Raw genomic sequence first — 14076 nt, 5'->3', positions numbered from 1 at the left:
GCGCGATTGCCGCATTTCCACGAAACAGGACATCCCGATGAGCACGCTGTATCAATCGTCGATCGCTTCGCTGCCGTTGCTTGGGCGCGGCAAGGTGCGCGAGAACTACGCGGTCGGCGACGACAAGATCCTGATGGTGACGAGCGACCGGCTCAGCGCCTTCGACGTGATCATGTCCGAGCCCATTCCCGAGAAGGGCCGCGTGCTGACCGCGATGGCGCTGTTCTGGTTCGACAAGCTGAAGGACATCGTGCCCAACCATCTCACCGGCATCGCGCCGGAAAGCGTGGTGGCCACCGATGAAGCCGAGCAGGTGCGCGGCCGCGCGATGGTCGTCAAGAAGCTCAAGCCCATTCCCATCGAGGCGGTGGTGCGCGGCTATCTGGCCGGCAGCGGCTGGAAGGAATACCAGCACAACGGCGAGGTCTGCGGCGTGGCGCTGCCGGCCGGCCTGCAACAGGCCAGCAAGCTGCCCGAGCCGATCTTCACGCCGGCCACCAAGGCCGAAATGGGCGATCACGACGAGAACATCAGCTTCGCGCGTGCAGCGGAAATCATCGGCGCCGAGCTGGCCGCCGAAGTGCGCCGCGTGAGCATTGCGCTCTACACGGCGGCGAGCGAGTTCGCGGCGACCAAGGGCATCATCATTGCCGACACCAAGTTCGAGTTCGGCCTGGACGAGGCCGGCACGCTGACGCTGATGGACGAGGTGCTCACGGCCGATTCGTCGCGCTTCTGGCCGGCCGAGAGCTATGCCGTCGGCATCAGCCCGCCGAGCTACGACAAGCAGTTCGTGCGCGACTACCTCGAAACCATCACCAGCTGGGGCAAGACCGCGCCGGCGCCGGCGCTGCCGCCCGAAGTGACCGCCAAGACCAGCGAGAAGTACCGCGAGGCGCTGGTGCGCCTGACCGGCGCCGACCTGCCGGCGTGAGCGCGATGCCCGGCATGCGGCGTCAGCGCCGGGCCTGAATCCAAGGAGCCGCCGATGACACGCAGCGACTGGAACGCCAGCCTCTACCTCAAGTTCGAGGATGAGCGCAGCCGGCCCGCGCGCGACCTGCTCGCGCAAGTGCGGCATGCCGCGCCCCGGCAGGTGATCGACCTTGGTTGCGGCCCGGGCAACTCGACCGAGCTGCTCGCGGCGCGCTGGCCCGACGCCGAGGTGAGCGGCCTCGACAGCTCGCCCAACATGCTGGCCGAGGCGCGCAAGCGTCTGCCGGGCCGCCGCTTCGAGCTGGCCGATCTGGCGACGTGGCAGCCCGACCGCGCCTATGACGTGATCTTCGCCAACGCGGTATTCCAGTGGCTGCCCGAGCACCCGGCGATCCTGCGCCGGCTGTTCGAGGCGCTCGCGCCCGGCGGCACGCTGGCGGTGCAGATGCCCGACAACCTCGCCGAGCCCTCGCACCGGCTGATGCAGCAGGTCGCGGCCGACGGCCCCTGGGCCCGGCAGCTCGCCGGCGTCGCGCGCGATCCGCTGCCGCCGGTGCTCGACTACTACAACCGGCTGGCGCCCGGCGCCGCCCGCGTCGACCTCTGGCACTGCCACTACAATCACGCCCTTTTTGGCGCCGAGGCCGTCGTGGAATGGGTGTCCGGCACCGGATTGCGGCCCTTCATCGATCCGCTCGACGCCACGGCGCGCGCCGACTTTCTCGCGCGCTACACCGCCGCCATCGCGGCGGCCTACCCGCTGGCGGAAGACGGCAGACTGCTGCTGCGGTTTCCGCGTTTATTCATCGTGGCCGAGCGCGGCCCAGCCTGAGGATTGCGATGAGCAAGACCGTCGTCACCACCCCCGTCATCGGCATCGTCATGGGCAGTTCCAGCGACTGGGACGTGATGCGCCATGCGGCTGAAATGCTCGAACGCTTCGGCGTGCCCTTCGAGGCGCGCGTGGTTTCGGCCCACCGCATGCCCGACGAGATGTTCGCCTATGCCGAAGCGGCGGTCGGGCGCGGCCTCAAGGCCATCATCGCGGGCGCCGGCGGCGCGGCCCACCTGCCGGGCATGCTGGCCGCCAAGACCACGGTGCCGATCCTCGGCGTGCCGGTGCCGTCCAAATACCTGCGCGGCGAGGATTCGCTGCTGTCCATCGTGCAGATGCCCAAGGGCATTCCGGTCGCCACCTTTGCCATCGGCGAGGCCGGCGCCGGCAATGCGGCGCTGTTCGCGGTGGCGCTGCTGGCCTCGGCCGGCGATGCCGCGCTGGCCGAGCAGCTGCTCGCCTTCCGCGCCGAGCAGAGCGCCGCCGCGCGCGGCATGACGCTGCCGCCGGCCAACTGAACCGCGCTCCGCACCGGCTGACCCGCCCGCCTTCGTCCGATCCGCTTTCGACTGCACCGCCATGGCCCTGACCGCCGTTCCCTCCTCGCAACTGCCGCTGCCCATCCTGCCCGGCGCCTGGCTCGGCATGCTCGGCGGCGGCCAGCTCGGCCGCATGTTCTGCTTTGCCGCGCAGGCGCTCGGCTATCGCGTGCTGGTGCTCGATCCCGATGCGCACAGCCCGGCCGGCGCGGTCGCCGACCGCCATCTGCGCGCCGCCTACGACGACGCCGCCGCGCTCGACGAGATGGCGCGCATCTGCCGCGCCGTCACCACCGAATTCGAGAACGTGCCGGCGCCGACGCTGGCCCGGCTGGCGCGCGACTGCATCGTGGCGCCGGGCGCCCAGGCGGTCGCCATCGCCCAGGACCGCATTGCCGAGAAGCGCTTCATCGGCGCCAGCGGCCAGGCGGTGGCGCCGCATGCGGTCATCGAATCGGCTGCCGATCTCGACGCCGCCGATCTGGCCGCGCTGCTGCCCGGCGTGCTCAAGGTCAGCCGGCTGGGCTATGACGGCAAGGGCCAGGTGCGGGTGAACACGGCGGCTCAGGTGCGCACCGCCTTCGCCGAACTGGGCGGCGTGCCCTGCGTGCTTGAACGCTTCCTCGACCTGGATTTCGAGATTTCGGTGGTCTGCGCGCGCGGCCATGACGGCCGGATCGCCAGCTTCCCGGTCGTGGAGAACGTGCATCGCGCCGGCATCCTGGCCGTGACCACCGCGCCCAGCCCGCGCGCCGATGCGGCGCTGGTGGGCGCCGCGCGCGAAGCGGCCTTTGCCATCGCGCGCAAGCTCGACTACGTCGGCGTGCTGTGCGTCGAGTTCTTCGTGCTGCGCGACGGCGCGCTGGTGGTCAACGAGATGGCGCCACGGCCGCACAACTCGGGCCACTACAGCATCGAGGCCTGCGTCGCGAGCCAGTTCGAGCAGCAGGTGCGGGCGCTGGCCGGCCTGCCGCTGTCGGGCGGCCATCAGCACAGTCCGGCGGTCATGCTCAATCTGCTCGGCGACATCTGGTTCGACGATGCCGGCCAGCTGCGCGCGCCGCGCTGGACCGAGGTGCTCGCGATCGAGGGCGCCAAGCTGCATCTCTACGGCAAGACCGACCCGCGCCGTGGCCGCAAGATGGGTCATGTCACCTGCGTCGGCCCGACGCCCGAGGCGGCGCACAACGCCGCCGTGCGCGTCGCCGAGGTGCTCGGCCTGCCGCGCCCGGCCTGAGGCGCAGCGCCGTGGCCCGCCTGCTTCCCGCCGACGCTGCCGGCATTGCGCTCGGCATCGACACGCTCGCGGCCGGCGCGCTGGTGGCCTTCGCGACCGAGACCGTCTACGGCCTCGGCGCCGACGCCACCCGGCCCGAGGCGGTGCGCCGCATCTTCGCGGCCAAGGGCCGGCCGGCCGACCATCCGGTCATCGTCCATGTGCTCTGCGCCGACGACCTCGACGCCTGGGCGGCTGAAGTGCCGCCGCTGGCGCGCGCGCTCGCCGAGGCGTTCTGGCCCGGCCCGCTCACGCTGGTGCTCAAGCGCGCCGCCGGCGTGTGCGACGAGGTGACCGGCGGCCAGGACACGGTCGGCCTGCGCGCTCCGGCGCATGCCGATGCGCGCGCGCTGATCGCCGGGCTGGCCGAGCGCGCCGACGCTGACGCCGAGGCGCGCGCCGCCGGCGCCACTGCGCTGCCCGGCGCCCAGCCGCCCGCGCGCCGCCGCAGCGGCATTGCCGCGCCGTCGGCCAACCGCTTCGGCCGCATCAGCCCGAGCCTCGCCAGCCATGTCGCGGCCGATTTCGCCGAGAGCGATCTGCTGGTGCTCGACAGCGGCGCCTGCGCGGTCGGCATCGAATCGACCATCGTCGACCTGTCGCGCGGTGCGCCGGTGGTGCTGCGGCCGGGTGCGATCACGCCGGCGCAGATTGCCGAGGTCGCGGCGCGGATCGACGGCCGGGCGGTCTCAAGTTCGGCGGCCGCGCCGCGCGTCTCGGGCTCGCTCGCTTCGCATTACGCGCCGCGCAAGCCGCTGCTGCTGCTCGATGCCGCGGCCATCGCCGCGCTCGATGCGCCCGCCGACTGGGCCGTGCTGGCTTTCACCCCGGCGGCCCGGGACTGGGCCTGGCACACGCAAGCCCCGCGCGATCCGGCCGCCTATGCCCACGGCCTCTACGCCTGGCTGCACGCGATGGACGGCTCGCCGGCCCGGCGCCTCGCGATCGAAGCGCCGCCGGCCGATCCGGCCTGGACCGCCGTCGCCGACCGCCTCGGCCGCGCCGCCTTCAGCCAAACCTGAGCTTCATCGCCAGGATGAACAACGCCAGCCCCAGCGTGACCGCATTGGCGATCGCCACCGGCCAGGAGCCGATCAGCAGCCCGTAGACCAGCCACAGCGCCACCCCGGTCGTGAAGATCGAATACATCCCGAGCGACACGCCATCGGCACGCCGCGTGCGCCAGGTGAGCAGCGCCTGCGGAATGAAGGCACCGGTGGTGCAGAAGGCGGCGGCGAAGCCGAGGATTTCAAGTTGAATCGCGCTCATGGGTCATTCGCCGTCGATCATGCGGCGCAGCATTTTTTTGAGAAGTTCGATGTCGTCGTCCGAGAACTGGCGCAGCGCGGCCGCCTCGGCCATGCGGGCCCGGCGCAGCAGGTCGCGCACCAGTTCCTTGCCGGCATCGGTGGTGAAGATGGTGGTCTGGCGCTTGTCGATCTCGCCGGTCTTGCGCTCGACGAGGCCCTGAAGCGACATCCGATCGATGATCTTTGTCACCGTCGGTTGCTTGGCCATGACGATTTCGGCAAGTTGCCCGATCGTCAGGCCATCGCCGTCGGACAGCGTTGCAAGTACTCGCCATTCGGTGGGGGCGAGTTTCTGCTTCTCGACTTCCTTGAGGAATTCAGACGAAATTGCATGGCTCGCGCGGGTCAGCAGGGATGAGAGAAAGTCATCGACGAAGCGAGTGCGTTTGCGGCTCATGTCGGCTCCAGGGAATCGCCAGTTCTTGTTTAATTTCGTATGGCGATATACCGAGGCTCCATCATATATGAAAATTCATCCAAGACGGATGGCGCCGGACGAAGTTCAAAAACCAACCCATCCCCGGTCAGGGAGGAGACAAGAATGAATGACGGTCAGGTCAGGGAAGAAATCGCCACCTTCGGCGGCGGCTGTTTCTGGTGCATCGATGCGGTATTCGTCGAGGCGGAAGGCGTGCTCGGCGTCGAGTCGGGCTATAGCGGCGGCGATGTCGATCATCCGAGCTATGCCGACGTGTGCAGCGGCCGCACCGGCCATGCCGAGGTCATCCGCGTGCGCTTCGATCCGGCGCGCATCGGCTATCGCGATCTGCTCGAAATCTTCTTCACCATTCACGACCCCACGACGCTCAATCGCCAGGGCAACGACGTGGGCACGCAATACCGCTCGGTAATCTATTTCCACGATGCGGCGCAGCGCGAAACGGCGGCGGCGGTCATCGCCGAGCTGGCCACGCAACTGCGCCGGCCGATCGTCACCGAGCTGTCGCCGGCGGTGCGCTTCTGGCCCGCCGAGGACTATCACCAGGGCTATTTCGCGGCCAACGGGCAGGAGCCTTACTGCCAGTTCGTGGTGGCGCCCAAGGTCATGAAGTTTCGCGACAAGTTCGCCGCGCTGCGGCGGCGCTGAACGCCGAACCGGCCGGTTTCAGGGCGCGAGCCGCTCGATGCGCCAGCCGTCGGCCGCGCGCACATAGCGCAGACGGTCGTGCAGCCGCGACGGCCGGCCCTGCCAGAACTCCATCACGTCCGGCACCAGCCGGTAGCCGCCCCAATGCTCGGGCCGCTGCGGATCGTCGCCGAGCCGGGCGCGGTATTCGGCCTCGCGCCGCTCCAGCCAGGCGCGATCCGGGATCACTTGGCTTTGCGGGCTGGCCCAGGCGCCGAGCCGCGAATTGACCGGCCGCGACAGGTAATAGGCATCGGATTCGGCCGGCGTGAGCTTGCTCACCACGCCTTCGATGCGTACCTGCCGCTCCAGCTGCACCCAGTGGAATTGCAGCGCGGCAAACGGATTGGCCGCGAGCTCGCGGCCCTTGGCCGACTCGTAGTTGGTGAAGAAGCTGAAGCCCTGCCGGTCGAGCCCCTTGACCAGCACCACGCGCGCCTTGGGCCGGCCGTCGAGGCCGAGGGTGGCGAGCGTCATCGCATTGGGCTCGGGGATTTCGGCGCGCTGCGCTTCCTGGAACCACTGGGCGAATTGCGCCAGCGGATCGGCATGCACGGCGGCTTCGTCGAGCGCGGCGCGGGCGTAGTCGGTGCGGATGTCGGCGAGGCTGAGTGGCGTGTTCATGGCGCGGCTTTCGAAGGGGCGCGGCGCGCGGCATGCGCGCCGGCGGGACCGGTCGGTCGATTGTAGGTTTGGCCCCGCAGCCCCATTTGACGCCCGACAAGCCCGCCGGTGCGGTCGCGGCGCGACGATGGCGGCGCGGCGGCGTCGCGCCCGGCGCGCTGGCGGTGTCGCGCGGTAAGCGTGCTGGCATCGGCGCCGGCCGGCGGCAAGATGCGCAGGCTCATTGGCCGGTGGCAGCCGGCAGTTCATCAGGGGGGAATGCATGGTTTCGCGTCTTTGGCTCGTGCTTGCGCTGTTCACGGCCGTGCTGCTCGGCGGCTGCGGCTACAACGACATCCAGCGCCAGGATCAGGCGGTGAAGGCGGCCTGGGCCGAGGTGCTCAACCAGTACCAGCGCCGCGCCGATCTCATCCCCAACATCGTCGCCACGGTGAAGGGCGAGGCCAATTTCGAGCAGGAAACGCTGACCCAGATCGCCGATGCGCGCGCCTCGGTGGGGCGCATGAACGTGTCGCCCGAGACGCTCAACGATCCGGCCGCGTTCGACCGGTTCCAGAAGGCGCAGGGCCAGCTCGGCGGCGCGCTGTCGCGGCTGCTGGCGGTGAGCGAGAACTATCCCAACCTCAAGGCGAATGCCGCATTCCAGGATTTGCGCGCCCAGCTGGAAGGCGCCGAGAACCGCATCGCCATCGCGCGCAAGCGCTACATCGACACGGTGGCGCAATACAACACCACGCTCGCGCTGCTGCAGAACAAGCTCGGCGCGATGCTGGCCGGCGCCAAGGAAAAGCCGCAGTTCACGGTCGCCGACGAGGCGGCGGTGAGCAAGCCGCCGACGGTCGATTTCGGCGGCCGCAAGTAGGGCGCGCGGCATGAGCGGGCGAGGCGGATGCGCGGCGGCGCTGCGGCCGGGCGCGATCTGGCGCGTGCTGCTGCTGGCATGGCTGCTCGGCTGGCTGCCGGCAGCGCTGGCGCAGGACGTGATCGCGCTGCCGCCGCTGGCGCGCGTGACCGACACGACCGGCACGCTCACGCCCGAGCAGCGCGCCGCGCTCGACGCCAAGCTTGCCGCGTTTGAACTCGCGCACGGCAGCCAGATTGCGGTGGTGATGCTGCCGACGACCCAGCCCGAGCCGATCGAGATGTTCGGCAACCGGCTCGGCGAGGCCTGGAAGATCGGTCGCGCCAAGGAGGGCGACGGGCTGCTGCTGATCGTGGCGCGCGACGACAAGCGGGTGCGCATCGAGGTGGCGCGCGCGCTCGAAGGCGCGGTGCCCGATGCGGCGGCGGCGCGCGTCATCCGCGAGCAGCTCGGGCCGGCGTTCTCCAAGGGCGATTACTACGGCGGCATCGACCGCGCGCTCGATGCGCTGTTTGCGCGCATCGAGGCCGAGGGGCTGGCGCCGGGCGAGGGCAAGGCAGCGCGTCGCGGCGCCGATGCGCCCGATCTGCCGGGCGTGCTCGGCACGCTGTTCGTGCTGGCCATCGTGCTGGGGTCGGTGCTGCGCGCGATCTTCGGTCGCGCGGGCGCGCTGCTGGCTGGCGGCGCGGCCGGCGCGGTGGGCTGGATGCTCGGGCTGCCGCTGGTGCTGGCGGCGCTTGCCGGGCTGGTTGCGGCCATCGTGCTGATGGCGTTTGGCGGCGGAGGCGGGCGCGGCGGGCCGGGCGGCGGGCTGCCGATCATCGTCGGCGGTGGCGGTTTTGGCGGCGGACGCGGCGGTTTTGGCGGCGGCGGTGGCGGCTTCAGCTCCGGTGGCGGCGGCGATTTTTCGGGCGGCGGCGCGTCCGGCTCGTGGAACTGAGATGACGACATTCCGACGATTGCTGCGCCATCTGCTCTGGCCGGCGTGGCGGGTGCGGCGCCAGTTCGACGCCGCCACGCTCGATGCCATCGGCGCGGCCATCGCGGCCGGCGAGCGGCGCCATGACGGCGAGGTCCGCTTCGCAGCCGAAGGCGGGCTCGCGCTGCACGAGTTGCTGCGCGGCGTCACGTCGCACGACCGCGCGGTCGAGGCCTTCGCGCGGCTGGGCGTGTGGGATACCGAGCGCAACACCGGCGTGCTGATCTACGTCGGCATGGCCGACCGCACGGTGGAAATCCTGGCCGACCGGGGCGTGGCCAGGGCGGTCGGCGCGGCGCGCTGGGCCGCCATCTGCGAGGCGATGCGCGCCCGCTTTGCCGACGGCGACTGGCGCGGCGGCGCCGAAGCCGGCATCGCGGCGGTCCACGAGGCGCTTGCCGCCGTGGCGCCGCCGCAAGCCGACAATCCCAACGAGTTGCCCGACCGGCCGGTGCTGCTCTGACCGGCGTCGGGCCGGCAAAGCCGGGCGCCGGCCCGGCACGCGGGCCTCAGTTCGGCACGTTGAGCTGATTGTTGGCAAAGCCGATCGCATCGCCGGCCGGCACCGACAGCGAGATCGCCGGCAGATTGGCCGTCGTCAGCGCCGGCGCCGCGCCATCCACGCCACCGCGCGGCGTGGTGCGCACCACCTGCGACGCCGGCAGCGCGCCGCCCGACTTGAGCCGCGCCCACATCAGGTTGAGCGCCTGGAGGTTGTAGTAGTGCACCGGCACGAAGCGCGTGTCGAAGCCCGCCAGCCCGAGAAAGCCGTCGAAATGCTGGCCATTGGTCACCTCGATATAGCTCAGCTTGCTGGCCGCGCCTTCCACCGCCTTGTTGGCCGCCAGATAGGCGCGCGACGCGTGATTGACCGGCACCAGCGCATCCGAGCGCCCCTGCACGATCAGCGCCGGCTTGCCGCGCAGATTGCCGGTCAGGCGGATCTCGCCGACGCCGGTCTTCACGCGCTGGGCCAGCGCCGAATTGCCAAGCCAGAGCTGGCGCAGGCAGTCGGCGCCGGTGAAGGCAAAGTCGCCATTGGCCAGGTAGTAGCGCACCGGCCCGCCGGTGGCGCTGTTGTAGACGAGGTTGATCGTCGACGTCGGCGGCACGCCGTTGCCGGCCGCGAACACGGTGGACATCGGCGACAGGGCGGCCGCAGCCGGCTTGCCGTTGCCGTCCACCGTCGCAAAGCTGAAGTTGCAGACGTTCTCGCTGACCGAGGCGCGGCTGTAGGCGTTGGCGTAAGTGACGGCCACCGCCGCCGTCGCGCTCAGCCCGAAATGCGAGGCGTGGACCAGATCGCTCTCGGCTTCCCAGCCGGCTGCGTGCAAGGCCGCCAGCGCCGACGTGGCCTGATCGGCAAACGTGGCGCCGCTGATGTAGCCGGCCGTCGCCAGCGCCGCGCAGCGCGCCTGGGCGCTGGCCTGCGTCACCGACGCCTGGAACGGTGAGCCGGCCGCCGCCGCGGCCCAGGCCGCGCAGGGCTGGAGCAGGTTGGCGACGGTCACATAGTCGTAGAGCGGCCGGCCGGCGCTGGCCACCGGCGTGCCGCCGCGCGCCACCGTCACGCCGGCCGGCAGGTTCACGTAGACCTGCGGCTCGCCGACCACCACGCCGTCGATGAGGCCCTTGCTGTCCTGCTCGGCCGCCGCCAGCGCCGCGCCACCGCCGTTGGAGACCGACGAGGCGATCACCAGCGTGTTGCCGGCGGTGAAGGTGGCGCGCGCCTTGTTGCTGCTGTCGCGCTCGCCGAGCTGCTCGTTGAGCTGGTAGAGCGCGAACTCGATCGCGCGCAGCGTCGACTGGCCCCAGTCCTTCTCCGGGTTCTGCTGCGAGTGGGCGTGCTTGTAGGCGTAGCGGTTGGGCCAGGTGGTGTTGAAGGCCGTGCGGTCGGCGTCGCTCAGGTCGGCGGTGAACAGGCTGTCCTTGCCGGCGGTGCTGGCGTTGGCCGTGATGCCGTTGATGAGCGTGACCGTGTTGCTGCCCAGCTCATGCGCGCCGTTGCCGCTGCCCTTGTCGGTATAGGCCACGGCGCAGCCGCGCTTGAGGCCCCATTCGCCGACCGCCGACACCGCGCCGTACACGCCGCGCGAGCCCGACGAGGTGGCGGTGACGATGCACGGGTTGGCCTTGTCGAAGCTGGCCGGGATTTGCACCATCAGCGTCACGTTCTGCTTGCCGCTGCCGTCGTCGGCATAGGCCAGCGACTCGGTGCCGGCGATCTTGCCGGCGCCCAGGGTGTCGGCGCCGTTCAGGTCGATGTTCGGGCCCCAGAGCCGGCCATAGCCGCCGTTGACGGTCATGTCCACCAGCGCGCGGTAGTTCGCGTAGATGACGTTCTTGCGCAGCTCGGCGGCGGTCGGCGCGGCCACATTGGCATAGCCGGGCGCGGCGCCGGCCAGTCCGTCCTTGCCCAGGCCGGCGGTGAGCAGGTCATCGGTGTTGCCGTCGTAGCTGGTGCTGGTCACGCTGCCGAGCCAGCTCGGCTTGCTGTTGAGCGCCGGATCGTCGTTGTTGTCCCAGCAGGCGCCGAGCGCGAGCGGCGCGGCGAGTGCGAGCCAAAGGCTTGTCTTCATGTGATGCGTCTCCCTGGATGGGCCGGGCTGCGGCAGGCGGGGGAGCATCTGCGCTGGATGCGGTGCAGCAGGCCCGGCGCGCATGAGCTTCGGCGCAGCGGGCCTGCGCGACCAATCGGGGAATGACCTCGGCTGAAACAGCCGTCGCGCCTGCGGGAAAGGTGCTTGACGCGGCGGGCGGGGCGCCTCAGCCGAGCAGCGCCGCGACCCGTTCCAGGCCGTTGTCGACAATGCCGTGATTGCGCAGCGCGGTGACCGTGTGCAGCACATAGTCGCGGCTGCTGCCGCACTGGCCGTGGGCGCGGCGCAGCACCTCGGCGACCTGGGCGTCGCTCAGATGGCCGGCATAGCAGGGCAGCTCGCGGTTGATGCCGAAGCCGAGCGCCGGCACCGGGCCGCGCTCGGTGCGCGAGCGCAGAAAGGTCGGCACATACGAGCCGCGCTTCATCTCGCGCCGCCACAGGCGCAGGAAGGCGTCGCGCACATCGGGCGCCGGAATGCGGTAGACCACGCCGTCGCAGCTGCCGCCGGCATCGAGCCCGAGCACCAGTCCGGGCTGGGAGCAGGTGCCGCGCGTCAGCGTGCTCCACAGGCAGAGCCGGCGATGCAGGCCGTGCACGCGGGCGCGCCGCGCTTCAACATGGGCGAATTCGGGCTTCCAGATGAGCGAGCCGTAGGCGAAGACCCAGACATCGCTGCGGCCGTCCCAGCCGGCGAGGCTGGCGTCGATGCTGGCGAGCAGCTCGGCTTCGGTCCACAGCGGGCTGCGCGCGATGAGCGCGCCGATGGCGGCGAGGTCGGGCGAGATCGGCGCTGCGGGTCGCGCGCCGGGCGGCGCGGGCGGCTCGGTCTGGCGGGCGGCGGGGCCGAGCGGCATGGGAAAGGGTTCGCTGCCGTCGTGCGCCGGGCAGCCGCCAAAGTCGGGTGGCGAGCTGGCGCGACCCGGCGTGACGGGGGCGCTGGCGGGTCGGTCGAACTGGGCGACGTCGGAGGAAACGTCGTAATCGAGTCGGTCTGACATGGCGAGGTGGGCGCGCTGGGGCCGGGCGGCTGACGGATTCTAGGCTTCGCCCGGCGCGCATCGGCGCTTGGAATGCACCGATCAACGGGGGCTCAAGGCGGCTTTTGTGACAATGCCGGCCCGACACGCACCGCTTCCGGATTGGCCATGACCCAACAGAACACCGCCTTGCCACCGCTCCAAGCAGGGATCGCGCCGCCTAGCGCGGATGAGCTGCGCGCGCGCCGTGTCGCGGCCATCGCGCGGCTGTACGGCGCGGCCACGGCGGCGCGGCTGGCCGGCATGAAGGTGGCGGTGATCGGCATCGGCGGCGTGGGCTCGTGGGCCGCCGAGGCGCTGGCGCGCTCGGGCGTGGGCGCGTTGCGGCTGGTCGATCTGGACCACATCGCCGACTCCAACATCAACCGGCAGGTGCATGCGCTGGAGGCCGAGGTGGGCCGTGCCAAGGTCGAGGCGATGGCGGCGCGCATCGCGGCGATGGGCACCGGCTGCGCGGTGGAAACCGTGGACGACTTCCTCACGCCCGACAACGCGGCGGCGCTGGTGGCCGGCTGCGATGTGGTGCTCGACTGCATCGACGACATCAAGGCCAAGACGGCGCTGGCGGCGCTGGCGCGGCGCGAGCGGCTGGCGCTGATCGTCTGCGGCGCGGCCGGCGGCAAGCGCGATGCGACCAAGGTGCGCATCGAGGATCTGGCCCGGGTGCGCAACGATCCGCTGCTGGCGCGGCTGCGCACGAAGCTGCGCCATGAGCACGGCTTTCCGCCCGGCAGTGCGAAGAAGGTGACGCCGTTCGGCCTGGCGGCGGTGTTCGTCGACGAGCCGCCGGCCACCGCGCCCGAGGTCTGCGCGCCGGGCGCGGCGCTGGCCTGCGCCGGCTACGGCTCGGCCATGCATGTGACGGCGGCGGTCGGGCTGGCGGCGGCGGGCTGGCTCATCGAGCTGGCCGCGCAGCAGGCGGCCGGCTGAAGCGGTGCGCCGCCCGAGCGGGTGGGCGCGGGCGCCTCAGCGCAGGATCGACGACGACAGCGCGCGCCGGAACCGGCTCACCAGCGGCGCATTGTCGGCCGCCAGATCGAACACCTGGATCATGGTGCGGCGACCATAGTCCTCGTCGAAGGCGCGGTCGGTCTGCACGATTTGCAGCAGCTGCTCCAGCGCCGGCTCCCAGGCCTGATGCGCGATGTACAGCTGGGCCAGCTCCTTGCGCGCTTCCAGATCGGCGCCGTTGGCGGCGATGCGCGCCTCCAGCTCGGGCGCGGCCGGCAGTGCCGTCTGCTGCTTGAGCGCTTCCAGATGAGTGCGCAGCGCCTCGACATGCGGCGCGAATTCGGGATCGGAGGTGGTGCGCGGCGACAGCGTGGCCAGATGGCCCTCGGCGCCGTTGGCATCGCCGCGGTCGAGCAGCAGCGACACCAGATCGAGCCGCGCCATGTCGTTGGCCGGATCGAGCGCGATGGCGGTGCGCAGCGCCTCGACCGCGCCGTCCACGTCGCCCTGTTCGAGCAGATCGCGCGCCTTGGCATGCTCGGCGTCGCTCGGATTGGGCACCAGTCGCTCGATGAATTCACGCAGCTCGCCTTCGCTCAGCGCGCCCATGAACTGGTCGACCGGCCGGCCGCCGACAAACGCCACCACGTAGGGAATCGAGCGGATGCGGAAGGCCTGCGACAGCTCGGGGTTCTCGTCCGAATCGACCTTCACCAGCTTGAAGCGGCCGGCGTACTCGGCTTCGAGCCGCTCCAGCATCGGCCCGAGCGTCTTGCAGGGGCCGCACCACGGCGCCCAGAAGTCGACCAGCACCGGCACCTGGAGCGAGGCTTCGACGACGTCTTGCTGGAAGGTGGCGATGTTCGTGGTGCTCATGGCGAAATCCGATGCTGAGAGGTAGGACGGCGTAGGTTTGGGCGTGGCGCGCAGGCTTCAATGACGGCGAATGCGCGGCATTGCCGCTCACCTGTCGTGCATTTGCGGGCAAAGTTCACGTAA

Annotated in this window: 16 protein-coding genes; 10 read left to right on the top strand and 6 right to left on the bottom strand. The window is 70.9% G+C overall.

From position 1 onward, the window contains the following. Window positions 1–37 precede the first annotated feature (37 nt). The 5 genes from B9P64_RS01125 to B9P64_RS01105 all read left to right on the top strand — a co-directional run bounded on the left by B9P64_RS01125 (window position 38) and on the right by B9P64_RS01105 (window position 4608). Window positions 38–934 (top strand): phosphoribosylaminoimidazolesuccinocarboxamide synthase, encoded by an 897-nt coding sequence (locus B9P64_RS01125; RefSeq protein ID WP_085314425.1) that lies wholly within the window; start codon window positions 38–40, stop codon window positions 932–934. Window positions 935–988: 54 nt separating this feature from the next. Beyond that, window positions 989–1768: a trans-aconitate 2-methyltransferase gene (tam, locus tag B9P64_RS01120; protein ID WP_085314424.1), complete on the top strand. Its 780-nt coding sequence runs from the start codon at window positions 989–991 to the stop codon at window positions 1766–1768. An 8-nt stretch (window positions 1769–1776) separates the two neighbouring features. Next, entirely contained in the window at window positions 1777–2289 is a 513-nt protein-coding gene (gene purE / locus B9P64_RS01115) for a 5-(carboxyamino)imidazole ribonucleotide mutase (RefSeq protein ID WP_085314423.1), read from the top strand. A gap of 67 nt (window positions 2290–2356) precedes the next feature. Next, entirely contained in the window at window positions 2357–3547 is a 1191-nt protein-coding gene (locus B9P64_RS01110; protein WP_085314574.1) for a 5-(carboxyamino)imidazole ribonucleotide synthase, read from the top strand. Window positions 3548–3558: 11 nt separating this feature from the next. Continuing rightward, window positions 3559–4608 (top strand): L-threonylcarbamoyladenylate synthase, encoded by a 1050-nt coding sequence (locus B9P64_RS01105; RefSeq protein ID WP_176256679.1) that lies wholly within the window; start codon window positions 3559–3561, stop codon window positions 4606–4608. Here the strand turns inward: B9P64_RS01105 and B9P64_RS01100 are convergent. Both B9P64_RS01100 and B9P64_RS01095 read right to left on the bottom strand, forming a co-directional pair. Further along, entirely contained in the window at window positions 4595–4855 is a 261-nt protein-coding gene (locus B9P64_RS01100) for a SemiSWEET transporter (RefSeq protein WP_085314422.1), read from the bottom strand. The genes B9P64_RS01105 and B9P64_RS01100 overlap by 14 nt on opposite strands. Window positions 4856–4858: 3 nt before the next feature. Further along, window positions 4859–5293, bottom strand: coding sequence for a MarR family winged helix-turn-helix transcriptional regulator (locus B9P64_RS01095; RefSeq protein WP_085314421.1), 435 nt, complete (start codon window positions 5291–5293; stop codon window positions 4859–4861). A 144-nt stretch (window positions 5294–5437) separates the two neighbouring features. Here B9P64_RS01095 and msrA point away from each other — a divergent pair, with 144 nt between their 5' ends. After that, a complete protein-coding gene (msrA, locus tag B9P64_RS01090; protein WP_085314420.1) occupies window positions 5438–5983 on the top strand; it encodes a peptide-methionine (S)-S-oxide reductase MsrA in 546 nt (181 codons plus the stop codon). 18 nt (window positions 5984–6001) lie between these two features. Here the strand turns inward: msrA and pdxH are convergent, their stop codons facing one another. Continuing rightward, on the bottom strand, window positions 6002–6646 hold the full coding sequence (pdxH, locus tag B9P64_RS01085; RefSeq protein ID WP_085314419.1) for a pyridoxamine 5'-phosphate oxidase: 645 nt from the start codon (window positions 6644–6646) through the stop codon (window positions 6002–6004). A 262-nt stretch (window positions 6647–6908) separates the two neighbouring features. On the opposite strand from pdxH, the gene B9P64_RS01075 reads away from it, so the two are divergent. Genes B9P64_RS01075 through B9P64_RS01065 form a run of 3 tightly spaced genes read left to right on the top strand, consistent with a single transcriptional unit; the run spans window position 6909 to window position 8950 of the window. Next, window positions 6909–7508 (top strand): LemA family protein, encoded by a 600-nt coding sequence (locus tag B9P64_RS01075; RefSeq protein WP_085314417.1) that lies wholly within the window; start codon window positions 6909–6911, stop codon window positions 7506–7508. Between the two features lie 10 nt (window positions 7509–7518). Beyond that, window positions 7519–8448, top strand: a complete 930-nt coding sequence (locus B9P64_RS01070) for a TPM domain-containing protein (protein ID WP_085314416.1) — start codon at window positions 7519–7521, stop codon at window positions 8446–8448. Between the two features lies 1 nt (window position 8449). Further along, complete coding sequence (locus B9P64_RS01065; protein ID WP_085314415.1) at window positions 8450–8950, top strand: TPM domain-containing protein; 501 nt, start codon at window positions 8450–8452, stop codon at window positions 8948–8950. A gap of 46 nt (window positions 8951–8996) precedes the next feature. On the opposite strand, the gene B9P64_RS01060 is transcribed toward B9P64_RS01065, so the two are convergent. Both B9P64_RS01060 and B9P64_RS01055 read right to left on the bottom strand, forming a co-directional pair. Further along, complete coding sequence (locus tag B9P64_RS01060; protein WP_139826071.1) at window positions 8997–11066, bottom strand: 3-hydroxybutyrate oligomer hydrolase family protein; 2070 nt, start codon at window positions 11064–11066, stop codon at window positions 8997–8999. Window positions 11067–11253: 187 nt separating this feature from the next. Then, window positions 11254–12087 (bottom strand): gamma-glutamylcyclotransferase, encoded by an 834-nt coding sequence (locus B9P64_RS01055; RefSeq protein WP_235839851.1) that lies wholly within the window; start codon window positions 12085–12087, stop codon window positions 11254–11256. Window positions 12088–12255: 168 nt separating this feature from the next. On the opposite strand from B9P64_RS01055, the gene B9P64_RS01050 reads away from it, so the two are divergent. Next, window positions 12256–13056 carry a tRNA threonylcarbamoyladenosine dehydratase gene (locus B9P64_RS01050; protein WP_235839850.1) on the top strand — a complete coding sequence of 267 codons (801 nt, stop codon included), beginning with the start codon at window positions 12256–12258 and terminating at the stop codon, window positions 13054–13056. A 36-nt stretch (window positions 13057–13092) separates the two neighbouring features. On the opposite strand, the gene B9P64_RS01045 is transcribed toward B9P64_RS01050, so the two are convergent. Continuing rightward, entirely contained in the window at window positions 13093–13953 is an 861-nt protein-coding gene (locus B9P64_RS01045) for a thioredoxin family protein (protein WP_085314411.1), read from the bottom strand. Window positions 13954–14076 lie beyond the last annotated feature (123 nt).

Source organism: Derxia lacustris, assembly GCF_002105195.1.
GTDB lineage: Bacteria > Pseudomonadota > Gammaproteobacteria > Burkholderiales > Burkholderiaceae_E > Derxia > Derxia lacustris.
The sequence above is the reverse complement of the archived record's forward strand: the minus strand, read 5'-3'. Positions and strand labels throughout refer to the sequence as shown.